The sequence below is a fragment of the Streptomyces sp. NPDC041814 genome (assembly GCF_055590565.1).
Genome location: NZ_JBVJAM010000002.1, coordinates 587,061 through 610,025 on the forward strand (window position 1 = coordinate 587,061; position 22,965 = coordinate 610,025).

18 protein-coding genes are annotated in these 22,965 nt (G+C 70.3%); 10 read left to right on the forward strand and 8 right to left on the reverse strand.

The features are described from left to right. Positions 1-34: 34 nt before the first annotated feature. Entirely contained in the window at positions 35-1,438 is a 1,404-nt protein-coding gene (locus tag ACZ6C6_RS08025) for a cytochrome P450 (RefSeq protein ID WP_469200269.1), read from the reverse strand. Positions 1,439-1,704: 266 nt separating this feature from the next. Between ACZ6C6_RS08025 and ACZ6C6_RS08030 the strand changes: the two genes are divergently transcribed. From ACZ6C6_RS08030 to ACZ6C6_RS08060, 7 genes are all read left to right on the forward strand, one after another. Beyond that, positions 1,705-2,070: a hypothetical protein gene (locus ACZ6C6_RS08030; RefSeq protein WP_469200271.1), complete on the forward strand. Its 366-nt coding sequence runs from the start codon at positions 1,705-1,707 to the stop codon at positions 2,068-2,070. Further along, positions 2,067-2,630, forward strand: a complete 564-nt coding sequence (locus ACZ6C6_RS08035) for a DinB family protein (RefSeq protein WP_469200273.1) — start codon at positions 2,067-2,069, stop codon at positions 2,628-2,630. The genes ACZ6C6_RS08030 and ACZ6C6_RS08035 overlap by 4 nt, the downstream gene beginning before the upstream one ends. A gap of 99 nt (positions 2,631-2,729) precedes the next feature. Next, complete coding sequence (locus ACZ6C6_RS08040) at positions 2,730-3,740, forward strand: hypothetical protein (protein ID WP_469200275.1); 1,011 nt, start codon at positions 2,730-2,732, stop codon at positions 3,738-3,740. Continuing rightward, a complete protein-coding gene (locus ACZ6C6_RS08045) occupies positions 3,737-7,108 on the forward strand; it encodes a CHAT domain-containing protein (protein ID WP_469200277.1) in 3,372 nt (1,123 codons plus the stop codon). The genes ACZ6C6_RS08040 and ACZ6C6_RS08045 overlap by 4 nt, the downstream gene beginning before the upstream one ends. Position 7,109: 1 nt before the next feature. Then, entirely contained in the window at positions 7,110-7,607 is a 498-nt protein-coding gene (locus ACZ6C6_RS08050) for a hypothetical protein (protein WP_469200279.1), read from the forward strand. Between the two features lie 844 nt (positions 7,608-8,451). After that, entirely contained in the window at positions 8,452-9,177 is a 726-nt protein-coding gene (locus ACZ6C6_RS08055) for a glycoside hydrolase family 11 protein (RefSeq protein ID WP_469200281.1), read from the forward strand. A 206-nt stretch (positions 9,178-9,383) separates the two neighbouring features. After that, positions 9,384-10,058, forward strand: coding sequence for a lytic polysaccharide monooxygenase auxiliary activity family 9 protein (locus tag ACZ6C6_RS08060; protein WP_469200283.1), 675 nt, complete (start codon positions 9,384-9,386; stop codon positions 10,056-10,058). Between the two features lie 215 nt (positions 10,059-10,273). On the opposite strand, the gene ACZ6C6_RS08065 is transcribed toward ACZ6C6_RS08060, so the two are convergent. The 4 genes from ACZ6C6_RS08065 to ACZ6C6_RS08080 form a co-directional block, all read right to left on the reverse strand. Then, entirely contained in the window at positions 10,274-11,377 is a 1,104-nt protein-coding gene (locus ACZ6C6_RS08065; protein WP_469200284.1) for a hypothetical protein, read from the reverse strand. A 199-nt stretch (positions 11,378-11,576) separates the two neighbouring features. Beyond that, entirely contained in the window at positions 11,577-13,568 is a 1,992-nt protein-coding gene (locus ACZ6C6_RS08070) for a SpoIIE family protein phosphatase (protein ID WP_469200286.1), read from the reverse strand. Between the two features lie 479 nt (positions 13,569-14,047). After that, positions 14,048-14,572: a GNAT family N-acetyltransferase gene (locus tag ACZ6C6_RS08075; protein ID WP_469200288.1), complete on the reverse strand. Its 525-nt coding sequence runs from the start codon at positions 14,570-14,572 to the stop codon at positions 14,048-14,050. A 67-nt stretch (positions 14,573-14,639) separates the two neighbouring features. Continuing rightward, the gene (locus ACZ6C6_RS08080) at positions 14,640-15,548 is read right to left on the reverse strand and encodes a TetR/AcrR family transcriptional regulator C-terminal domain-containing protein (RefSeq protein ID WP_469200290.1); all 909 of its coding nucleotides are present in this window, start codon (positions 15,546-15,548) and stop codon (positions 14,640-14,642) included. Positions 15,549-15,663: 115 nt separating this feature from the next. Between ACZ6C6_RS08080 and ACZ6C6_RS08085 the strand changes: the two genes are divergently transcribed. Then, entirely contained in the window at positions 15,664-17,223 is a 1,560-nt protein-coding gene (locus ACZ6C6_RS08085) for an MFS transporter (protein WP_469200292.1), read from the forward strand. A gap of 125 nt (positions 17,224-17,348) precedes the next feature. After that, positions 17,349-18,044: an orotidine-5'-phosphate decarboxylase gene (pyrF, locus tag ACZ6C6_RS08090; RefSeq protein ID WP_469200294.1), complete on the forward strand. Its 696-nt coding sequence runs from the start codon at positions 17,349-17,351 to the stop codon at positions 18,042-18,044. Positions 18,045-18,101: 57 nt separating this feature from the next. Here the strand turns inward: pyrF and ACZ6C6_RS08095 are convergent, their stop codons facing one another. Next, a complete protein-coding gene (locus ACZ6C6_RS08095; protein ID WP_469200296.1) occupies positions 18,102-19,607 on the reverse strand; it encodes a carotenoid oxygenase family protein in 1,506 nt (501 codons plus the stop codon). Between the two features lie 309 nt (positions 19,608-19,916). After that, complete coding sequence (locus ACZ6C6_RS08100; RefSeq protein ID WP_469200298.1) at positions 19,917-20,534, reverse strand: TOPRIM nucleotidyl transferase/hydrolase domain-containing protein; 618 nt, start codon at positions 20,532-20,534, stop codon at positions 19,917-19,919. A gap of 118 nt (positions 20,535-20,652) precedes the next feature. On the opposite strand from ACZ6C6_RS08100, the gene ACZ6C6_RS08105 reads away from it, so the two are divergent. Next, positions 20,653-21,633 (forward strand): hypothetical protein, encoded by a 981-nt coding sequence (locus ACZ6C6_RS08105; RefSeq protein WP_469200300.1) that lies wholly within the window; start codon positions 20,653-20,655, stop codon positions 21,631-21,633. Positions 21,634-22,150: 517 nt separating this feature from the next. Here ACZ6C6_RS08105 and ACZ6C6_RS08110 read toward each other — a convergent pair. Then, on the reverse strand, positions 22,151-22,942 hold the full coding sequence (locus ACZ6C6_RS08110) for a hypothetical protein (RefSeq protein WP_469200302.1): 792 nt from the start codon (positions 22,940-22,942) through the stop codon (positions 22,151-22,153). Positions 22,943-22,965: the final 23 nt, after the last annotated feature.

Here is a 22,965-nt window from a genome sequence, read left to right on the forward strand (position 1 = left end):
GGAACACAGGCGGCCGGGCACCGGGACGTACGGGTCACGGGTGTCCACCCTCAGGGGATGCCACCCCTGAACGGGGCGCGACGTTCGTGCCGGGAGCCGGGCCGGTGCCGGCGGCGCGAGGTTCGCACGGTGGGGCGTACATGGTCAGGCCCTTGGGGGTGGGTGTGAGTTCCAGGCTCACGCCGATCTTCCGGCCAGGCCGCGCCGGGCGCAGCGTGCGCGAGCCCGCCAGGGTGGCCACGACCACGGGCAGCATGGCATCGGCTGCGGCCGCGCCCGGGCAGTACCGGGGCCCCAAGCCGTAGGCGAGCAGCGCGGCGGGGGCCGGTGGCGGCTCGGCGTGGGGGAGCCAGCGCTGCGGATCGAACACCTCCGGTTCGGGGTAGCGCTTCCTGTCGCGGCGCAGGGCTCCAAGAGGCAGGGTGACCACGGCTCCGGCCGGGATCTGGACACCACCCTGGCAGGTCCGGTGGCGGGTGCGGCGGACCAGGAACGGGATGCCGTGGAGGCGGGTGACTTCGTGGAGGAAGGCGGTCGCCAGCGGGAGCTGGTGTGCTTGGAGGCGGCTCGGATCGGGCGCGGCGTCGGCCTCGTCCCGGAGCGCTTGCTGATAGTGCGGGTGGCGGCCCAGTTCGTAGCAGGCCCAGGCCAGGGTGGAGGCGCTGGTCTCCATACCGGCCATCAGCAGGGCGCGAACGTCGCGCTGCACCACGTGCGGATCCTCGGGAGCCGCGGCTTCGAGCAAGGACACCAGGTCCTGGCCGTCCGGGTCGGGCCGGTGGCCGGCACGCACCTGGCGGACGGCCTCGTCCAGTTCGGCCAGCGCACGGCGGCTGGAGCGGCGCCGGGGCACGGGCACCCAGGGCCAGGGTGAGAGGGCGTAGCGCCAGAAGATTCCGCCGGACAGGGTGGGGCGGGCGGCCGCGACCCTGGAAAGGGTTTCGGGAGCCAGTTCGCTGTTGAGGACACAGCTGACGAGGAGCCCGCAGGCGAGTCGGCTCATCTCGACCCGCATGTCGAGCGGTCGGTCCGCGGGCAGGTCAGCGAGGAGCCGCTGGGTACTGGTTTGGGCGCGGGGCCCGAGAGCGGTGACCCGGGAGGCGGCGAACGCGGGCCTCATCACGGCGCGCCGCTCCCGGTGGGCGGCACCCTCCAGGCCGACCACCCCGTGCCCGTTGAAGTCCCGCAGGCTCGGGTGCGGCCCCCAGAACCGGAAGGTCTCCTCATCACTGCCGACCTTGCGCAGGAGTGATGGGTCGTTGACCTGGAAGGCGGTCGCCGGGCCTGTCCTGGTCCGGACGACCGGGCCCGCCCCGTCGAGGGGGGCCGCGAGATTGGCCGGGTCCAGCCAGAACTGCAGGGCCCGGGAGCGGGTGAGTGCCCCCTCGCCGGGCGGCACGGGCGGTTGTCCGGGGCAGGCTGTCCTGTCCACGCGCATCAGCTTCGCTGTCCTGTCTACGTTCGTCGGCCTTCGCTGCTCCGGCGGCCGGTACGGATGGGCAACGAGCGGACCGCGAGGGCGGTCACGGGTGGGGACTTGCGGGATCTCGATCTCCTTCGGGCCGAGACCGGGCCAAGGCCTCCAGCCCTCGATGCCTGCTTGCGCCAGGTCGGCGGCGCGTGGTTCGCCGGGGACTGCCCGGCACTGAACGAGTGCTATTACGGAGACAGCCAGTACAGCGCCGCCCCGGACTCCCCTGCCCGTTGGTCCTTCCCGCAGCGCAGCACCTGCGGGAGTCCTGGGACGAGTACCAGGACGCTGTTGAGGACGACCCCGAGGCCGGCGAGGACGGGTTCTTCTTCGACTTCGCGCCGGACGAGTCGCACACGGCCAACATCAGCGGTGCCACCCACGAGATCGACATGACCCAGTACGTGGCCGACCCGGTGCTCCACGGCGTGTCCGGACGATCCGGCATCACCCTGGTCGAGTACCTGCGGGTGTCGGTCGCATGGGGTGGCATGCCCGGCTGGTCGTTGAAGCCGGACCAAGCGCCGGCCGCCCTTGCCCCGCAGAGTCAGGACGTGCCTGCGGTCGCACGCGGCGGAGCTCGTAGGGTGCTCAAGTGACGAGAAGCGAGCGACTTGCGGACCAGTTGGACTGGTACTGGAGCCAGAACCTGCGGCCCCGGCTGAACGGACTCACCGACGACGAGTACTTCTGGGAGCCGGTGCGCGGCTGCTGGAACGTCCGCCCACGTGGCACGTCGGCCGCACCGGTACCGGAAGGCGCGGGGGAGTGGACGATGGACTCCGAGTCCCCTGCCCCGGTTCCGGCCCCGGTGACCACGATTGCCTGGCGGCTGGCGCACGTCATCGTCTCGTGCCTGGGATACCGGGTGGGATGGTACTTCGACGGCCAGGACTTCGACGCCGAGGCGTTCGCCTACGCGGGGACCGCTGACGAGGCGGTGAAACAGCTCGATGAGATGTACGGGAGATGGAACGCGGGGGTCCGCGAACTCTCGGACGCCGACCTGGACAATCCGCCCGCGATGGGTCCCGAGCCGTATCCCATGGAAAACAGGGTCCTGCACGTCAACAGGGAGCTGATCCATCACGGCGCCGAGATTTCCCTGCTGCGCGACCTCTACCTCCGGCAGGGCGGAACCGTACCGCGCCGAGTCTGACTGACTGCCTGTCAGCACCGTGCCGCCGCCCCGACGAAGACGGCAGGGGCATGCCGCTCCGGCCGGCGGCGGCCTTGCCCCCGCACAGGAAAGCGGCCGATGATGGAGGCCGAGGTGTGCCGGACGGGGGTGGCGGGCATGCGCGAGGCGTCGACGGCGCCGAGGTGGGAGACTCCCTTCGACGCGGAGGAACTCCCGCGGCAGTGGGTCGCACGACTGCCGGTGCCGCAAGCGTCATTGCAGGACCGCATGCGCGCGCTGGATCCCTTCTTCGAGGCCGCGACGCGCGGCCCCATGTACGAGCATCTCCTCGGGGTCGCGCTGCTGCGCGCCGGCCAGGTGTTCGGGGCGGCCACCTTCCTGCTTGAGGCTCTCGGCGCGGATCCCGGACGGCGAGGGGCCTGGGTGGACGCGGCCACAGCCTACGCGGCGACGGAGCGGCTCGACCTGGCGATGTGGCTGTTGGCTCACGTGGTGCAAGGATTCGAAAACATCGGTCCGCACACCTGCCCCTACCCGAACGACTCGTCGAGGGCCGCGGAAGCCCACAACCGTTTGGTCGCGATACAGCGGCAGCACCTCCAACACGTCGACGAGCTGCGCTTCCTCGACCTGCGCATCGCCCTGGACGCGGAGATCCGCGAGCGGCTCGGCGACGAACCGCTGGGAACGGAGCGGCTGTTGCTGCACACCGCGGCGCTGATCTCCCTCGGTGAGGCGCGGGACGCGCTCGAACCGTTCGACCGGGCGGCGGCGCTGCTGGAAGAGGACTCGCTTCCGCCGGCAGGCGCGACGCTGGAGCAAATGGCGCGGATCCGCATAGCGGCAGGTCCCGCGCAGGAACGTGACGAGGTCCTGGCGCTCCTGCGACGGACCGCACCGCACTCGGATGTGCTGACGCGTCTGCACCGGCCGACCCTCCTGGAACGGCGCATGAACGAGCGGGAGGCATCCCTTGAGGCGCTGCTGCTGGCGACAGAGGCCGAGCGCGGGCAGCGGAGCCTCCGCGAGCCGTGGGAGCAGCTCCGGCTGCGCGCCCGCGCCTCCGAACACCCGGAACCGTACCGCGAGGTCCTGGCACGTCTCGGAGGGAAGGGTGGAGCCGGATGACGAATGAGGACCGGCAGCTACGGCCGCTGCAACTCGCGCTTCGCAGCCTCTCCGTCCCCACGTACGGGGAAGTGCTCGACCTGTTCGGACAGATCCCGCAGGGCCGGCACGGGGCCGCGGTGGACTACCTCCGGCAGCATGCAGAGATGGTCCGTGGCTATGGCCATGTCTCGGAGGCGGACATGGCGGAGTTCCTCGCCGATCGCTGGGAGGCGCTGGCGTCCGCCACGGACACCACCGAACAGGGGGAGGACACCGGCGGAGACGGCTTCCCCGAACTGCTGCGCCGCGCCTGCGCGGCCGAGGGGGTACTGGGCGCCTACCGGGTGCTGGAGGGCAACCGCTCGCTGCTCCCGGAGGAGCCGGTGAGGTGCGCGGTGCGGCTGTTGGCGGACTGGGGCGCCGACCGCACCGGCAACGCCCATGCCATCGCCGCACTGGGGCTGCTCGCCGAGCACGGTCCGAGCAGGGTGACAGCCCGCGCCGACTGGGCATGCCACCTGCTGAAGCGGGGCCGGAACCACAGGGCGCTCTACCACGCGGCACGTGCCCTCTCGTTGCAGCACGTGGTGGGCGACGCGGGTTCGCTGGTGAACACCTACCTGCAACTGGCTTCGGTGTACCGCGCGATGGACAACCTGCCGGGCCGGGCCGAGGTGCTGGAGCAGGCGCTCGCGGCCATGGCCTCGGAGCCCGGCGTCATCTCCATGGAAGTCGCGGCGGTGAGCGCCCAGCTCGCGGGCACTCTCGCCGCCCTCCACCGCTACTGGGAGGCCGTACCCGCGCTGGAGCGCGCGGAGGCCTTCGCCGCGCGCCCGGAGAACGACTCGGAGGGCGCGTTCATGCCCTCGCGGCGGGACCTTCTCAGTCTCCGGGCCCAGTTGGCCGAGGCCGTCGGTGCGTTGGGAGCGGCGGCCGATGCCTACCGTGAACTGCTGAAGCTGCCCGAGGTGTCCCTGAAGACCTCGCCCCGTACGTCGGTGACCTACGGCCTGGTCTCCTGTCTGACGCGTACCGGCCGGCAGTGGGAGGCGTTCGAACTGCTCAGCAATGAACTGGAACGCGCCGAGCGGCAGGGGATGAGGCAGATACAAGCGCTGCCGCTGCGCTGCATGCTGTCCGGGCTGCTGTTCTCCGGCACCGATCCACGCCTGCCCCGCAGCCTGCTGTCGCTGGAGACGCAGCTGCTGCGCGGCATCTTCGAAACGGCGGCCTCGACATACCCTTGCGCCGGCGAACTCCTCGTCACCATGGGCGATCTGGACCTGTCCGAGGGGCACGAGGAAGGCGCGGCGGAGTGCTACCGCTATGCCCTGTACGTATCCGCGGACCCCGAGTACGCGCAGCAACCGGCGCGGCTTCCCGAGCGGATGCGCGAGCGCATGCTGTTCTCGCAGTTGTTGCCGTTTGACGAGCCCGAGGAGCCTGTCTCTTTCGTCCTGGCCAAGCTGCGCGACAGTATGCTCCGTTCCCTCCCTTCAGGTACGGCGATCCTGCCGGACACGCGCCTGCTGGCGCTGCAACGGCTGTGCCGCGTCGAGAGGGACCCGGAGCGGCGCAGGCACTTGGCGGACCGGCTGGTGGAGGGGGTGCGCCGCGCGCTGGAGAAGGAGCCGCAGGGCACCTTGCAGACCCTGACGGTTCCGGTGTGCGAGGCGATCGCCGAGGTGCACGGACCACTGGTGGCGACGCGGCTGATGGAGGAGGTCTTGGCCTCCTACGACGCTTACGGCCGGGTCCCGGACCCGGATCTGCCCCTGGGACTGGCCCGGATGCTGTTGTGGCTGCCGGGCGGCCACCGACGGGCCTTCGAGGTGCTGTGGCACCACCGTGACCTGCGGGTGCGCGCGCGGGAACTGCATCCGGTGCTGCAGGACGCGGACCAGGCGGCCGGATCCCTCCTCCCCCTGTACGAGGCGTTGCTGTCCTTGTTGTACGAGTACTGCGAGGACCTCCCGTTGCCCGACGACCGCCTGCCGGGACTGCTGGCCTTCGACCTGCACGAGGAGGCGAAGGCGCGCGGGATGGCCGAGGACCTGTCACGTATGCCGCTGGCCGAACCCGTGGGCGTACCGCGACACGTGTGGGAGGCCGAGCAACGGCTCCTTTCCAGCCAACGGCTGGTGGCGGGTGGTCAGCGACCGGACAAGGCATGGACCTGGCGAAGTTGCGCATGGGAACTCGCGCCCGTGTACGACGAGCTCTGGAACACCGCGCCGGAGTACGTGCGGCTGCGCAGCGCACAACCGGTCGACTCCACGCGGGCGCTGCGGCTGCTGGCCGACGCGGCTCCGGAGGGAGGCATGGTGCTGGCCTCCTATTTCACCGGGGAGCGGGAGACCTTCTGCTTCGCGTTGGCTTCCGGCGAGGACAGGCTCTGGTGGTATCGCATCCCGACAGGACGCGCGGAACTACATGAAGCGGCTGAGCAGATCCGCCTCGTTGTCGACGGCGACCGCACCGCGTTCCCTCCGGTCCCCCCGATCAAGCCGCGGCGGCCGGTCCCGCTGCCGCTGGACGGCCCGGCCGAACAGCTGCTGCCGTTCCACGAGCTGCTGGCCGGCCGCGAGCTCCTGTGCGTGGCGCCGCACGGGCCCCTGTCCGTACTGCCGCTCGGCGCGCTGCGCCTGCCGGACGGCCGGTACTGCATCGAGCAGACGGCCCTCGTGTACACCCCGAGTATCTCGGCTCTGGCCGTTCTGCGCGCCGCTGAACCCCCCGGCTCCAAGGCTCTGTTGTGCGTACGGGTCGCGGCGGAGGAGGACCTGCGGGGCCGCGGCGGCGGATTCGAGGCCCACACGGTCCGCCCCGCCCCCGGCTGGAGGCTGTCCTCTCTCGCCGGGACGGAAGCCACCCCGGAGGAAGTGCTCAAAGGCATCGGACAGGCCGATCTGGCCTACATCGCCTGCCACGGGTACCAGGACCACACCGATCCGGAGAACTCCGCCCTGCGGCTCTCCGACGGAACCGACCGCCCCAGCCGCCACACCGACCCTTCTTCGCAACGGGCGCGTCGGAGCTTCCTGCGGGCACACGACCTGACCGGCTCGCGCACCCCGTCGCGCGTCGTGCTGCGTGCATGCTCGGTCGGCTGGCACGAACCGGACCACCCGGGCGAGGACTTCACCGGCCTTCCCCGCGCTCTGCTGCGCGGAGGGACCCGCACGGTCCTCGCCCCGATCTGGCAGGTCGACCGCACAAGTTCCGCAGGCCTGCTCGACGAGGTGATCGGCGGAGTGATGGACGGCCGACCGCTGTGGCGCGCACTGTGGGACGCGCAACGGCGCATGCTCGCCGACACGGACCACCTCTACCTGTCTCACCCGTACCACTGGGCGGCGTTCGTCCCGCTCGGAGACTGGAGCTGACATGACCAGCGAGATCCACGCGGGACCGGCGGACACTCTGCCGGACCGGACCGCCCTGCTCGCACTGGAGGAGGCGGCACACGAGCTGGGCCGCACGTACCCGACCGGCCTGACGCACGCGTTCCAGGCGCACGATGTCCTGAAGGAACTGTTCGCGCAGGCAGGCGCCGGCGAGCCCCCGCTCCGGGCGGACGATCCCCCGGCCGCCGCGCGCCGCGTACTGGCCGCGCTCGCCCGGGAGGAGGGCGCGCGGAAGCTGGTCGAGGAAGTGCTCGCCGACCCGCCGGAGGACGACCAGATGGGCGGCGACGACCTCGTCGCCGACCTGACCGTGCTCGCCGGAGTCCTTGCCTTCCTCCGCCTGCACGTCGCCTTCCGGTTCAAGCGCGACGACGGCCGCAGCACCGTCGAGTTCCGGTTCGAGAAGAAGCCCGTCAGCGACGGCATGCTTGCCACCCTCGTCCGTTCCGTCCTCAGCCTGATGAACCGCGAGCCGTAACACCCCGAGCCAGGCGCTCCGGCTCAGCCGGGGGCGACCCGACTCCCCGGATGCCCGGCCCGCAGCAGGCCGGTGGCGCGCGTTCGGCGGCACCGCCGCGCGGCCGCGCCGTTGCCTCGCTGACCGCGGCGATCAGGCGGTGGCCCTCCGGGGCTCCGCCGCCAGCGCCGGGCGGGAAGCGGCGGCGGGTGCAGCTGTACGCGACGCCGGTCGCGGGGTCGGGGAAGCACTGCGCGCCGCCCGCGCCGCTTCGCCGCCGAGTCCGACCGCTTCCCCCGACCGGGCCGCCCCTGGCGCCCCCAGGGGCCGGACCGCGTCACCGGACCGCGTCGCCGGACCGCTCGCCGCCCGCGCTCCGGTCCGGCGAAGAGCTGGACATCCCCGACATGGAGGTGGCGATCCTCGCCGCGTCGTTTGCGGCGGCTCAAGCGGAACGGTTCGTGCGCGCGGACGTTCCCTGAGAGGCAGGTGCAGTCGCCTGCACCTCTCGAAAGTTTCGGTCGCCGGGCTTGCGGGTTCGAGGATTTACGTTCCCGCCTCATCCCCCTCCCTCTGGTGGCATGCGCGAGTAGCTGCCTGAACTGCGAAGCTCTCCACATGGAGCTCTTCTGCCGCGCGGGAAGTGTTTCCGAAAGATTGCCGAAAGCGTTGACAGGGGCATGACGTTCTATCAAAACTGTGGCCCATCGGACGACGGGAGGCCGTCGGCCGGCGGGGCACCGTACGGCCGGAAAGAGGGTCGGTCGTTGCGGTTGTGACGACCGGGCGGCCCAGCCGTGGTTCGTGCAAGGCACGGGCAGCAGAAGCTGCCCGCCCCCCCCACCAGCCTTCATCGGGAGATCTCATGCAGCAGGACGGCTCGCAGCAGGTCCGGACCGAGCAGAACCCCACACCCTTCGCCGGTATGAGCCGACGCGGCTTCCTCGGCGGCGCCGGCGCGGTCGCGGTCGCTACCGCCTCCGGGCTGCTGCTGCCCGGCACCGCCCATGCCGCCACCACCATCACCACCAGCCGGACCGGTACCGACGGCATGTACTACTCGTTCTGGACCGACGGTGGCGGCTCCGTCTCCATGACCCTCAACGGCGGCGGCAGCTACAGCACCCAGTGGAGCAACTGCGGCAACTTCGTCGCCGGCAAGGGCTGGAACACGGGCGGACGCAGGACGGTCCGCTACAACGGCTACTTCAACCCCTCGGGCAACGGCTACGGCTGTCTCTACGGCTGGACGTCGAACCCGCTGGTGGAGTACTACATCGTCGACAACTGGGGCAGCTACCGGCCCACCGGTGAGTACAGGGGCACCGTCTCCAGCGACGGTGGCACGTACGACATCTACAAGACCACGCGGTACAACGCGCCCTCCGTCGAGGGCACCCGCACCTTCGACCAGTACTGGAGTGTCCGGCAGTCGAAGGTGACCAGCGGCTCCGGCACCATCACCACCGGCAACCACTTCGACGCCTGGGCGCGCGCGGGCATGAACATGGGGCAGTTCAAGTACTACATGATCATGGCCACCGAGGGCTACCAGAGCAGCGGGAGCTCGAACATCACGGTCAGCGGCTGACCCCTGGCAGGCGAACGACCGGTTCGGGCCCCGCCCCCGCGGCGGAGCCCGAACCGTGGCCGGCTCGCTGTCGCGGGCGGGTGCCTGGCGGGCCGGCCTCCCGCCCCTCCTGTAATCAACTTTGTTTGTTTCATTGACATTTCCTCCGCGAGTCGTACCGTTGGGAGCGCTCCCATGGCCCTCCGTGACTACAAGGAGTTCCCCCCATGCGTAAACCAAGCCCATTAACCGGGCGTTCCCGGTCCGTTCTCCGTCGGCCTCTCGCGGTGCTCGCCTCGCTGTTCACCGTGGTGGTCGCCGCACTGGCCTGGTCGGCACCCGCCCAGGCACACGGCTCCGTCGTCGGCCCCCCTTCCCGCGCGTACCAGTGCTGGCAGAAGTGGGGCGCCGACCATATGAACCCGGCCATGCAAACCGAGGACCCCATGTGCTGGCAGGCCTTCCAGGCCAACAGCGACACCATGTGGAACTGGATGAGCGCGCTCCGCGACGGCCTGGGCGGCCAGTTCGAGGCGCGGACCCCCGACGGCACGCTCTGCAGCAACAACCTCTCCAGGAACGCCAGCCTGGACAAGCCGGGGCAGTGGAAGGCGACCAGCGTCGGCAGCAACTTCTCGGTCCACGTGGCCGACCAGGCGTCGCACGGTGCCGACTACTTCAAGGTCTACGTGAGCAAGCAGGGCTTCAACCCCGAGACCCAGAGCCTGGGCTGGGGCAACCTCGACTTCATCACGCAGACCGGCCGCTTCGGCCCGTCGACGAACTACACGTTCGACGTCAGCACCAGCGGCTACACCGGACGCCACATCGTGTTCACGATCTGGCAGGCCTCGCACACCGACCAAGCCTACATGTGGTGCAGCGACGTGGACTTCGGCTGAGCCCATGAGCACGGCGGGCACCGGCTTCCGCCGGGTGCCGGTGCCCGCCGTGTGTCCGACGGGCCCTGTCGGGGGGGGGGGGGCCCCCCGGGCCCCCCCCCCCCCCCGGGGGGGGGGGGGGCCCCGCGGGCCCCCCCCCCCCCGACAGGGCTCTCTTCGTCAGTGCCGGTGCCGGGCCGGGTGCGCGTGCGGACAGCCACGACGTGCTGGGCTCTTCAGGCGTTCCCCGCGGTGTTCTGCCGGCGCAGGTCCGCGTCGAACGACTGCGAGGTGCCGTGCTTCCCGTACAGCGCGAAGTATCCGAGGGACTTCCCTTCGTTGATACGGCTGGTGCTGTCCGCCGCCGCTTCGAAGGTGAGGGTGTCGTCGCCGTCCCGCATGATCACCGCCCCGAAATGGTTGTTCCACCGGCCGGGCGCGTCGCTCAGGTTCACGTAGTGGTTCTGGCCGACCGCCGGTTCGGCCGGTGCCTGCTGGAGCTCGCCCGTCCTGGTACCGAGCAGCCTCTGCGCGGCGGCCTGGCAGTCGTTGGGCATCGTGATGAGGAGGTCCTGCATCACACGCTCCGGCTCCCGGGAGTCGGCGTACCCCATGACGATCACGCCGATGAGCCGCCCCGCCGTCTTCAGGTAGTCGACCGGGTCGAGCAGGGGGTTCAGCGGGACGTGCTCGGCGGCCCACGTTGCTCCCTTGTTCTCCATCGCCAGTGCGAGCAGCCGTTGGTGCACGCCGTTGACGCTCCCGTCGCTGGGGCGGCCCCCGCCCGCCAGCCTGGCGACGTCCTGGAGGAGCAGTCCGAGTGCGGCGGGCGGCTGAACCACGTTCCGCCGGTAGGAGTCGAGCTTCGCCGCCCTGTCCGCCGCGCTCTCACCCGCGAGGGGCTCGTGCTCGCTGCTGCCCTGTGCGGCCTCGGCCGCCTCCCTCGACGCGAAGACAGGCAGCACCCGGTGCAGTACCCGGCCGCCGACCACCACCTCGCGGCCCGCTTCGAGGCGGATGCGGACCCGCGCCGACGCTGCCAGCGCCGCGTTCGCCGATTCGATCAAGCCGGCCTCCGCGAAGGCCTCCTGGCGGCCGGAGACCGCGATCCTCCCGCTGTCCGAAATCCGGTCGTACGCCACGGTGTCCGCGATGTCCCGCTCCACGTCCGGCTCGGCATAGCGCTGTACGGGGGCACCGGTCAACGCACGAGTGACCGCCGCGTTGCCGATGCCGCGCTGCAGGGCGGCCAGCCGGGGAACAGGGCCGGAGGGGCGTCTGCCCACCCCCGCTACCCGTTCGGGGAGCTGACTCTGCTGCGGCAGCCTCGCGTGCATCACGTCACCCATATTTCCGGCCGCCACCGGACGGCCCTCGCCGTCAAGGCTCGGGCCCGGCAACGTGAGAAGAAAGGCCGCGCCGGGAAGACCGGGGGCAGTGCCCCGTGCCCGCGCGGGCCCTCACTTCGCGAAACTCGGGCCGGGCGCACGGGCCTGCTTGCGGACCTCAGGGAGCGGCAGGGACATTGCTTTCGGCCCTTTATCTGGGCGGATCGGATCGGAAGGCGATCAGGGCGATGTCGTCGCGGTTGTCCGAGAGGTTGTGCTGCAGGGCATGGAGGAGTTCCGGCAGAGGCTCGTCGCGGAGGCGGGCAGCCGCGGTCAGGAGCCTGTGCTGGCCGTCGCTGAGGGATGCGGCAGGCGTCTCGATGAGGCCGTCGGTGTAGAGCAGGAGGGTTTCTCCGGGGGCGATGGTGTGGGTGTGGGTGGTACGGGGGAGGCCCGGGGCGGCGCACAGAGGGGGGTCCACGTCGGTGCCGGTGAGGAAGTGGGGCCCTGCCTCGGCGGGAATGAGCAGGGGCGGGGGATGTCCGGCGTTGGACCAGGTCATGTGCCAGGAGCCGTCGGGGCGACGCCGTAGACAGGTGTGGATGGCAGTGGTGAAGGAGGCGACGTCCAGCCCTTCGGCGGCGCTCTCGAGCATGGCCAGGATGGCGGAGGGTGCGCATTCCGGACCGTTGTTCCAGGCGAGGCCTCGGAGCATGCTGCGCAGCTGACTCATGGCGGTGGCTGCGGTGAGGTCGTGTCCGGCGACATCGCCGATGTCGAGAACGAGGGTGCCGTCGGCGTGGACGACGGCGTCGTACCAGTCGCCGCCGATCTCGTTCGCGGAACTGGCCGGCTCGTAGCAGGCGGCCAGTCCGGCTCCGGGCACGGCCGGTGGACTGGTGAGATGAGCGTTCTGCAGGCGCAGAGCGGTGCGGCGTGCTTGCTGCAGATCAATGGCCTTGCGGATGGGCCGTTCCGCGAAGTGAAAGATTTTCTGCAGTAGTTCGGTGTCGGTGGGGCCGGGGGCGGGCGCGCTCCCGTTGGCGCTGGTGACCGCGTAGCCGAGGACGATGTCCTCGGCCACCAACGGGTACACGGTCACACTGGTGGCGTCCGCGCTCCTGAGCCATTGCTCGGTTGCCGCCGGGAGGACGCCCGAGGGCACTCCTTCGCCCGCCGACAGCCGGAAGGTACAGGGCGTGCGTCTCGACAGCATGTCCCGGACCGTTTCGCTGATGACGACCGCCTGGTTCCGCATCGGAGGTCGTGGCGGCAGGCCGTGACTGGTCGAGGAGGCAGCGCGTCTGGCCGTGACCGGTGCGTGTTCGGGCAGGGGCCACTCCTCGTGGTCCAGCAGCATGATCACGCAGGCGTCGGCGAGCTCCGGGACGACTGCCTCCGCCACTGCGGCGAAGGCCTCGTCCAGGCTTCCACCGGACACCTGCGCGATCCGCGCGAGAACGTGTTCGCGCAGCGTGGCACTCCACGCGTCCTCGATGTCGTCGGCCGCCGCGATCCATTCCTCGGCGTGGCCGTTGCGCAGGATGGGCACGCATCGGGTCGACATATGACGGTATGCGCCGTCGGCCGCCCGTACTCGAAATGTGGTCTCGAACACCTGTGGGGGCTCCTGAGCGAGGGCGGTTCGCCAGTCCTGCCGAAGCCGGTCCCTGTCACGGGGATGGACGTACGCGTCCCACTGCTCGTCGAAGCCACCGTGCCATGGGCTTCCGGTCAGCTTCTGCCAGCCGGGGACGAGCTCGTGCGCGGATCCGTCGGCACGCAGCACCCAAACCATCTGCGAGATGGCCGTGACTACGGCCTCGTACCGCTCAAGTGCCATGGCCTCGGCCGTGGTGTCCAGCGCGACGACCATCGCTCCGGGGCCTTGGGCCGTGGTGACGGGCGTGCAGGAGTACACGAAGTACCGGGCCTGTTCCGGGGAGCCGGGATCGGGCTCACGCGTTTCGGGGCGCTGACGCGGCTGCCCGGTGGAGGCCACCTCGTCCAACACGGTCAGGAACTCCCGCGCATCCGCTTCGGGGAAGGCCTCCCTCGCCGGCAGTCCGATGCGCCGGGCGCCGAGCAGCCTGGCACACGCGTTGTTCTGGTAGACCAACCGGTGCTCAGGGCCCGCGAACAACGCGATCGCCGCCACCGTCTCGTCGAAAAGCCCTACGTCGAGAATGCGCACCGACTTCATCGCCCGCCCCTCGCGCCTTGCGTATGCCGGAGCGGTGCCGTCACTTCGTACGTCCCTTCATCACCTTGCCGAGCCGGCGTGGGCAACCCTCAGCGCCACTCTCTCACCCGGGCCCGAAGCCCGTATGCAGGTGGCACGGTGAGCGTGTCCGCGGGCCGCCGCCCGGCGGGCATTCAGCCGGTGGCCGGGATGGCGGATCGTGACTGCGCCGTGCCGGTGCTCCTCGCCGGCACATCGGATGACCGGGCCTGGCGCGTCAATTTACGTGCAGCGCGATCGCGGGATGGAAGCCCGTGAGTTCTCGTTGGCAGACCCCGAACTCCCGTGGGACGACCGCGACGACTGCCAGTACGACGGCGAGACCTGGCCGTGCGATGACCTGCTCGACCTCGCGTCGCCTTACGCCGATCACCCCGAGTACCCCCGACGCCCTTGACGCGGAGGCCGTCGAGGACCACACCACTTCCTCGACGGCCTCCTTACTTCCCTCCGCCCCGTACGGACTTTTCGAAGAGCGTGAACGACTTGGGCGCACTGCCCGGTTGCGGCTTGCCCGCCTTACGGCCGACAACCTGATAGCCGGCGCTGAGGTAGTACGCGTTCAGGGCTGCGTTGTCGGCCAGGCAGTCCAGACGTACCAACGGCCGGCCGGCCTCGGCCACTCGGCGCTCCGCGACGCGCAGAAGCTGCCGTCCCGTCCCGGGCGGGACATCGCCGTGGTTCACCATCAGCCGGTGGACATAGCCGGCCGTTGACGGCTGCGGCCCCCAGGCATCCTCGTCCTCCCACCACAGCTCCCAGGCCCCGACCACATGATCGGGCGTCTCCGCGAGCCAGACCTCCCCGTTCTCCATGATGCGGCGGAAGTGGTCCACGCCGAGCTCACCGGGCCGCCACTGGCCGGTGACCCCTCGGGCAAGCATCCAGCGGGCAGCGTCATCGCGTAGACGCACGACAGAGTCGAGGTCGGTGTGGTCCGCGAGACGGAAACGTAGAGCGTTCACGTCGCGATCCTCGCACGGGTGTCCCGCAACCGGGCGGCCGAGCGAGAATTCCGGACACGACCCGGAGCTAGCCTCTGGACTGCCCGATGAGCGATGCGACTCCGTCGAGCATCCGTGCGAGTCCGAATGCGAAGAGCGCATCGAGTTCGAGGTCGAACTCCTCCTGGCCGAAGAGAGTGGAGAGGGTCGGATACGACCCCGAGGTCTGGATCATCTCCATGCGTGCTTCGTTGGAGGCCATCCACTCCTCGGGTGTCATGCCTGTCTCCTGCCACGCCTGCGACTCCAGCTCGACGGCCGCAGCGACGCCCTGGGCGTATCCGAGAAGAGCGAGGTGGACGTGGATGACCTGGGTCGGCGTCAGGCCGGCGCCCTTCAGGGCGGTGAGGACCCGCTCCGTGTAGCGCATCGCGTGGGGCGAGGCCATCGGCCGGGTGAGAGCCGACATGGAACGCGCCAACCAGGGGTGACGCCGGTACAGGCCCCACACCCACCGCATCTCCCTTTCCAGTTGCGCTCGCCAGCCGGGCGGTCGCGGCCCGGGTGGTTCTCCGTTGAACACGGACTCCGACATCAGCCGTACAAGTTCACCCTTGCTCGGGACGTGGCGGTAGAGGGCCATGGTGGACACGCCGAAATCGGTCGCGACCCGCCGCATGGAGAGTGCGGCGAGCCCTTCGACGTCGACGAGGGCGATCGCGGCGCGGACGATGCGGTCCCGGTCGAGTCCGCGGTGGGGAGTCGAGGGCCGTTCTCGTCCCGACTCGGCCACCACGGTGCCGACGCCCGGTACGGCCCGTACCAGACCCTCCTGTTTCAGCGTGGCGAGCGCCTTCGTCGCGGTCGCCATGGCGACGCCCCACTCCTGGGTGATGCCCCGTGTGGAGGGGACGCGCGCGCCGGGGGCGAGCTCGCCCGAGGCGATACGCCGACGGATGTCGCCGGCGATACGCAGATAGGGCGCTTCCTCGACCATGACCGTAGTGTACTAGTGCACTCACCGGGCATTCACGCCGATCGAGGCCGTGAAGTACGGGGTGCACTAGGTACGTGCTTGCGGTGTACGCCGGGTTCTCGGTTCCCTGCCGGACATGGAGAACACACCCGGCCCCCGCGCGGGACGCAAGGAATGGACCGCGCTCGGCGTCCTCATGCTGCCCCTGGCGCTCGTATCGATGGACGTCTCGGTCCTCTACTTCGCGATTCCCTACATCAGCCAGGACCTGAGACCGAGCGCCACGCAGCAGTTGTGGATCCTCGACATGTACGGCTTCGTGCTCGCCGGGCTGCTCATCACGATGGGCGCGCTCGGCGACCGCATCGGCCGACGCGCGCTGGTGCTCGCAGGAGCGGCCGTCTTCGGAGCGGCCTCGGTCGCCGCCGCGTACGCGCACACGGCTGAACTCCTCATCGCCGTACGCGCGCTGCTGGGCCTCGGCGGCGCAGCCTTGATCCCGTCGACTCTCGCCCTGATTCGCAATCTCTTCCACGACGACAAGCAGCGCGGCAAGGCCGTCACCCTGTGGACCGCCGTCATGACAACGGGCATCTCGCTGGGGCCCGTGGTCAGCGGCCTGCTGCTGGAACACTTCTGGTGGGGCTCGGTCTTCCTCATCAACCTCCCCGCGATGCTGCTGTTGTTCGTGCTGGTGCCGTTCCTGGTGCCTGAGTTCAAGTCGGCGCAGCGCGAGCGTTTCGACGTGCTGAGCGCGTTGCTGTCACTCGGTGCGGTGCTCCTGGTCACCTACGGAATCAAGGAATGGGCCAGGCACGGGTACCAGCCGCTGCCCGCCCTCGCCATCGGTGCGGGGCTTGTGCTCTGCTTCGTCTTCGTCCGCAGGCAGAAGCACCTTCCGCATCCCATGATCGACCTCGGCCTGCTCGGCAGGCGTACCTTCGGCGGCCCCGTGGTGGCCAATCTCCTCGCGATGTTCGCCACGGTCGGAATGGCCGTCTTCCTCACGCAGTACCTGCAGTCCGTCCTCGGCCTGAGCCCGTTCAGCGCCGCGCTGTGGAGCCTGGTTCCGGCCGCCGGAGTAGCCGTCATGGCCCCGGCCGGAGCCGCGCTCGCGCAGCGCATGGACCGCGCGTACGTCATGGGCGGCGGCTTCCTCCTCTCCGCCTGCGGATTTCTCTGGATGGCCCAGGTGCAGACCGACTCGGCACTCTCGTTCACCCTCGCCGGTGCGTCGGTGTACGCGGGTGGCCTGGTCGCTGCCATGACCCTCGCCAACGAACTCGCCCTCGGCGCGGCCCCGCCGGAACGCGCGGGATCAGCCGCGGCCGTGCTGGAGTCGGGCCAGGAGCTGGGCGGAGCGTTGGGCATGGCGATCCTCGGATCCATCGGGGCGGCGGTCTACAGCCGCGACATGGCCGGCGCGCTGCCCTCCGGAGTACCGCAGGCCCAGGCTGTGCGCGAGACGCTGGGTGGCGCCACGGCCGCCGCGGCCCGGCTGCCGGACAGCACCGCGGATGCCGTACTCGGCGCCGCGCGAAGCGCCTTCACGCACGGGATGAGCATCGCGGCCGTCGGCGCGGCCGTCGTGATGGCCGGTGCCGGCCTCTTCTCGCTCACATGGCTCAAGGGTGCGGGCAGGACGAGGCGCCCGACGGAATCAGCTGCCGATACGCGGCCCGTGACACCTGCGTAGGCCCTGATCCGCTGTCTCGGCCAACGGCCCGCGACGTCCGGTGCTGCGGTGACCGAAGACGACCACCGGGCCAGGCCGGCAGCCCCGGCGACGGGCCGCAGCAGGGGCGAGGGCACAATGTCGTCGTGGATCCGACCAGCCAGATCATCGTCGCCCTGGACTGCGACAACCGTGCGGCCGCAGAAGCCCTCGTTGAGCAACTGGGCGACGAGTGCCGCGCCTACAAGGTCGGGTTGGAGCTGCTCACCGCAGCGGGCCCGGATGTCGTCAAGGGCCTTGTTGCCCAGGGCAAGGAGGTCTTCCTGGACCTCAAACTCTTCGAGATCCCGCATTCGGTTGCCGGGGCGGTTCGCGCCGCGGGGGCGCTGGGCGTGTCCATGATCACCGTGCACGGCATGGGCGGCACCGGCATCGTCTCCGCGGCGGTCGAGGCCGCCCGCGACTTCCCCGGGATGCGCGTACTCGCTCTGACCGTGGTCACCAGCATGACCGACGCGGATCTGGCCGACATCGGCGTCGGCGCCGCGGTGGACGAACAGGTGCTCCGGCTGGCCCGGTTGGCGCGGAAGGCCGGCTGCCATGGCGTGATCGCCTCGCCACAGGACGTCGCGGCCTTGCGTAGCACCCTTGGGCCCGATGCCTTGATCATCACTCCGGGCGTCACGCTTGCCGGGGAGTCGCCGGCCGAGCATGCCCGTCCCGGGACGCCGCGTGCGGCCATCGCTGCCGGAGCCTCGCATGTCGTCGTCGGCCGGACAGTGACGCGGGCGGCGGACCCGGTGACCGCGTTCCGTGCGGTCCGGGGCAGTCTCGTTCGCTGAAGGGCCTGTCTTCGAACCGCCGTCTGCCTCGCGACGCCGTGCAGGACCGTTACTTCCTCAGGCGTCGGCCACCCAGCTGCCGTGGAAGCCGAGGGGGACGAGTCCGGGGAGGTGGATCCGGGCCAAGGGGTGGCCGGTGAAGTCCTGGGCGGCGAGGATGACGAGGTCGGTGGCGCCCCGGGTGGGGTCGTTGACGTAGGCGAGGACGTAGCCGTCGTCCTCGGCGCGTGCGCCGCGGCGGGGCACGAAGACGGGCTCGCTGGCGGCTGCTCCTGCGGGGAAGCGCCGGACCTGGCGGTTGGAGCGCAGCATGTCGTGTTTGACCAGGCAGTCGGTGAACTTGGTGTCGGGGATGTGGCCGTCGATGGTCTCGTAGGCGCGCCACATCTCGGCGGCGCCGGCGGTGTAGCCGTAGCGGTGGCGGCGGGCGGTGCGGTGTTCGTTGATGCGGGGGAATTCCTGGGGCAGGTCGTCGATGCGGGTGGCGGCGACCTGGTTGCGGGTCAGGTCGATGGTCCAGCGGTCCAGGCTGGGGGCGCCGGTGGCGGTGGGGCCGCCACTGCCGAGGCCGGCGGCGTAGAAGGGGGCGGGCATGGAGGTGTATTCGATGACGATGCGGTTGCCGTCGTCGTAGGCGTTGAGGGTGTGGGAGAAGTAGACGGGGTCGATGTCGAACCAGCGCGTGGTGCCGCCGGTGCGGGGCATCACTCCCAGGCGCATGGGGTGCTGGTGGTTCCACTCGTAGGGGACGATCGCGCCGGCCTGGGCAGCTCGGGGGTCGAAGGTGATGGGGAGGTCGACGACGATGACGTACTTCTGGGTGAGAGCGAAGTCGTGCATCATCGGGGCGTCCGTGACCGGGATGCGGTGGGAGCGGGTGAGGCGGCCGGTGTGGTCGATGACCAGGTGCCGTACGTGGTCCCAGGAGGGGTAGTAGGTGATCGCGTGCAGCTCGTCGGCGGTGGGGTCGTACTTGGTGTGTGCGGTGAAGGAGCCTTTGAGGGTGGAGCGGAAGTCGTAGGGGCGCAGGGTAGTGAGGTCGTCGGCGAGTTCGTAGGGCAGGGGGCCGCCTTCCTGCAGAGCGAGGATGCGACCCTTGTAGCCGATGACGTGGGTGTTGCAGGCGAAGTCGTCCGTAGGGACGGGGCCGGGGCGGGTCTCGCCGAGCTTTCCGGCGACCTGCGAGGAACGGACCCAGCGGTTGCGGTACCACTCGGCGCGGCCGCCGCGCAGACGGACACCGTGGACCATGCCGTCGCCGAGCATCCAGTGGTGGGCGCGGGGGTCTTCGAGACCGAGGGCGTTGGGGCCGTTGCGCAGGTAGCGGCCGTCGAGGTCGCGGGGGATTCCTCCGGTAACGGGGAGGTCGAAGGCGGTCACTTCCTCGGTGGCGGGTGTGAAGGCGCCTTCCAGGAAGGGCAGAGCGCCTCCGGGTTCGCCGCTGGGCGGTGCGGGCGTGGGGCGGCCGGCGGCGGCGCGACCGGGTGCCATGGCGGTCGTCAGCCCCGTGGCCGCGACGAGTGCGCCCGCTTGCAAGACCGTACGTCGTGACTGGTCCTTCATCGTTGCTCCCCCTCTGCCGGTCTGTGCGCCCGGCTGCTTCAAGGTCCCGTGGAAGTGCTCACCCGGTTCGGCCGGCGTGCGGTTTCCGGTGAGATCCATCCTGGACCGGGCGGAGGGCAGGGACAGGAGGGGTAGAGCCCGGAACTCGGGGTGGTGAAAGGTACACCCCGTCCCTCCCGATCGATGACGCAGGAGGAGGCCGAGCCCGCCTCGCTGATCCACCCGGTGACCGCTGCGTCGTTCCGCTCGACAGCGGCTCGGCCGCACCACGGCGGTGCTGACCAGTCATGGGAACCGCCGGTCCCGTCCCTACAGGCTTGCGAGGAGGCCGTCGAGCGGGGGCGGTGTCCGGTCCGGCGGGAGCGCTTCGACGAGGCGACGGCCGTAGTGGATCTTGCGGCCCTTCTTGGTACCGAGGAAGCGGCGCATCTGCTGGTGCCGGTCCCGTCCCTGCTGCGCGGGCTGACGCTGGAACGACTGCCAGGCACGCAAGTCGCCCTCGGCCCGGAAGATCTCCTCGACCTCCGCCGTGCCGAGCGCACGGATCAGTTCATCCTCCAGGTCCGCGCCGCACACGTAGATGTTCCGAAGGGACGCCTGCGCCCGTGCGAAACCACGTTCGTAGAAGCCCCGTTCGCCTTCGTCGCACAGTCCGGTGAGACGAAGGCCCAGACCCGGAGGGCCGAGGAGCCCGGCGTAGCGGCCCACGCTCATCGCCCCGCCCATCGGCACACTGCACACCCCTTCGGCGGCCAGGTCCCGGCCCCGCCGGGCGGCCAGTGCTTCCACGGCCGCCACATCGCTCCGCCCTTCGAGGAGCGCCACGGTCCGCACGCCCAGGCGCACCGCGTGAGCCCGCGCCGGCCCCTCGGAGCCGCCCGTCGCCCAGTTGCCGACCGCGGCCAGGAACGCTCGCATATCCGCCACGGGGCGAGTCTGCCCCTCCAGCGGTGGCACCGCACGGGATTAAGTCTCCGGACCGGGCCGGCATCCGCCCCGACGTCGTACTGGGGACAGTTGCCCGTGTGGTTGCTAGTGTCGCCTGATGGGCTGTTGGTCTGCGTACCTCGTTCGGCTGGAGGACGGCTCCGTGTGGGAGTCGGAGGAGAAATACGGCCGGTGGCACCTGGCCGGGGCCGAGGACCGTGCTTCTCTGGTGCAGAGGGTCCTGGGCGAGGGCAGGCCCGTCATCGGGGATCCGAGGACGGCGCGGTCGTGCCGGGGCATCGCCCTCGACCTGGCCACGCGTCGTTACCGCTTCTACAGCTGCGCCCTGAGCATGCCGCGCGCGGGCGCCGCGCACCGAGAGAGCATGGCCCTGCACCTGGCGGGACTGCCGGGCTGGGCGGGATGGGACGTCGCTCATGCCTGGGGCGGCGACGAGGAGCTTCGCAGCCTCGTCATCCCCGGACTGCCGCCAAGGCCCCTGGAGGACAAACCGGTCGAGGTGTACGTGGCCTCGCGCGACTACTGGTTCATCGGCTGGGACCCGGAAGGCCGCACGATCACAGTTCGCCACGACGAGTCGATCGCCGACACCCTTGCCGGCGCGACGTGCCTCGTCAGCGTCATCGACGACGACGCGACCCTGACCCACTGGCAACTGAACAACGCCATCGCCCCGCTGCTCGCGCACCAGGGGGAGCCCATCGCTCGCGCCTTGGCCGCGGAGCCGCCCTACCCTCTGGCCTCCGAGGACGCCGTGACGGATGGCGCGGTCATCGACGTGCGCAAGCGTCGCCTCCGCTACTGGACCACCGACATCGTCCCGCCGGCATGCCTGGCACAGATGCGGGAGACCTGGCCGGGCTGGCAGGTCGAACGGCTCTCCTGGGGGCACCTGGGACACCTCGCCGCCATCGGGGAACGCCCCGGCGAACTGAGCATGACGGACGCCGAGCTGCTCGACGCCCGCTGGGGCGACGAGCTGATCACCATCAGAAACCATGCCCGTGACGCGTTGTCCGCCGAACCGTACGACGACGACGTGGTCACACCCCAGGTCCTCGTGATCGACCCATGGTGAGGGTCCGTGGGCCCGGACCCGCCGTCGGACCCTCGCGTGCACGGATCCGGTCGCGGCCGACCAACCGGGCATCCCGCGTCTCGGGCTTGGGCCTTTAAGGCTTCTGATACACCTCAGGCATCGGATGCCCCGTGCCCATTCGCCATTGGTGCCGCTGGGCGTTGTACGCCGTGTCCGCCTTGATGTCGCCGCCCCGAGACCGGGCGCCGCACTCACAACGCCAGTGCCAGTTCCTCTCGTTCTGGGACCAGTTGTACCCGGAGTCCGAGGCGGTCTCCGGCTGCGCCGCTGCCTCCTGGAGCGCACGCCGAATGATCAACGCCCCGACCACCACCACTGCGGCCGTCGCACGACCTGCCCACCTCGGAATCTCCATGCGCCGAACCGTAACGCCCGGCTGCGCTCCGCGCACGGGAGGCCCCGGAACCGGTCCGGGGCCTCCGCCCGACCACGCGTGGCCTCGCTGCCGTCCCCCGTAATCCGTACGGCGCGGGCATTCTTGGCGGGCGTGGTCTGTTCAGTTCACGTCGACGTAGTCGACGGGGGAAATGGCGGCACCAGTGGTGTGCCAGCCGCCGAAGTTCCACCGCCAGTAGCCGTCGGCCGACGCGGTCACGGTCGTCTTCAACGATCCTGTGGAGCTGGACTTCACCGTCTTCACGGTCGAGTAGGCCGCGGCACCCTTCTTGCGGAACTGGAGTCGGACGGATGCCTCGGCGACGCCGGTGTACTTGTGCTTGACCCAGTCGGCGCGTGTGAGGGTGCCGGTGACGGTGAGGGTCTTGCCCTTCTTCACCGGCTCCGGAGCCGCGTTCACGGTGGCTTTCGCCCACCGCCGGATCTGTACGCCTCCGGAGAGTGCTTGGAACTCCTCCGCCTTCATGGGGCGGTTGGGGACGTAGAGCCGGGTCACGGCACCGATCTTCCACGTGGTCGCGTCGCTGTTCGAGCGCATCTGGTCGGGCCAGAACCGCATGACAGCAGTACAGTCCCCGATGCGGTCGGTCACCGCGTGACAGAGGCCGTCGGTGGGATACGGTCCGTTGTACTCGGCTCCCTTGGCGGCCGAGGTGCCGTTGTAGAGGTACGGCGTTACTTCGTAGAGGCCGGGGTGGGCTGTAGACCATCCGGCGGGCAGGCTGTACCGGAAGCTCATGGGCACCACCTGCTCGTTCGTCGTGCCGATGACGACGGGCCCGCCCTTGTTGATGACCACCTTGGACACCGATATGCCCGTGTGGGTGTCGGCGGCATGGGCTGCCGGCACCGTGACCGCCACGAGTGCCAAGGCTCCCGCGAGTGCGATCACGGCGCCGCTTCTGCCTGATTTCA

Bases quoted from the DNA above. Each gene is read 5' to 3' on its own strand.
- ACZ6C6_RS08025 (WP_469200269.1), bottom strand. From the start codon at position 1,438: ATGCGCGTGGACAGGACAGCCTGCCCCGGACAACCGCCCGTGCCGCCC.
- ACZ6C6_RS08040 (WP_469200275.1), top strand. From the start codon at position 2,730: ATGATGGAGGCCGAGGTGTGCCGGACGGGGGTGGCGGGCATGCGCGAG.
- ACZ6C6_RS08045 (WP_469200277.1), top strand. From the start codon at position 3,737: ATGACGAATGAGGACCGGCAGCTACGGCCGCTGCAACTCGCGCTTCGC.
- ACZ6C6_RS08050 (WP_469200279.1), top strand. From the start codon at position 7,110: ATGACCAGCGAGATCCACGCGGGACCGGCGGACACTCTGCCGGACCGG.
- ACZ6C6_RS08055 (WP_469200281.1), top strand. From the start codon at position 8,452: ATGCAGCAGGACGGCTCGCAGCAGGTCCGGACCGAGCAGAACCCCACA.
- ACZ6C6_RS08060 (WP_469200283.1), top strand. From the start codon at position 9,384: ATGCGTAAACCAAGCCCATTAACCGGGCGTTCCCGGTCCGTTCTCCGT.
- ACZ6C6_RS08070 (WP_469200286.1), bottom strand. From the start codon at position 13,568: ATGAAGTCGGTGCGCATTCTCGACGTAGGGCTTTTCGACGAGACGGTG.
- ACZ6C6_RS08080 (WP_469200290.1), bottom strand. From the start codon at position 15,548: ATGGTCGAGGAAGCGCCCTATCTGCGTATCGCCGGCGACATCCGTCGG.
- ACZ6C6_RS08085 (WP_469200292.1), top strand. From the start codon at position 15,664: ATGGAGAACACACCCGGCCCCCGCGCGGGACGCAAGGAATGGACCGCG.
- ACZ6C6_RS08095 (WP_469200296.1), bottom strand. From the start codon at position 19,607: ATGAAGGACCAGTCACGACGTACGGTCTTGCAAGCGGGCGCACTCGTC.
- ACZ6C6_RS08105 (WP_469200300.1), top strand. From the start codon at position 20,653: ATGGGCTGTTGGTCTGCGTACCTCGTTCGGCTGGAGGACGGCTCCGTG.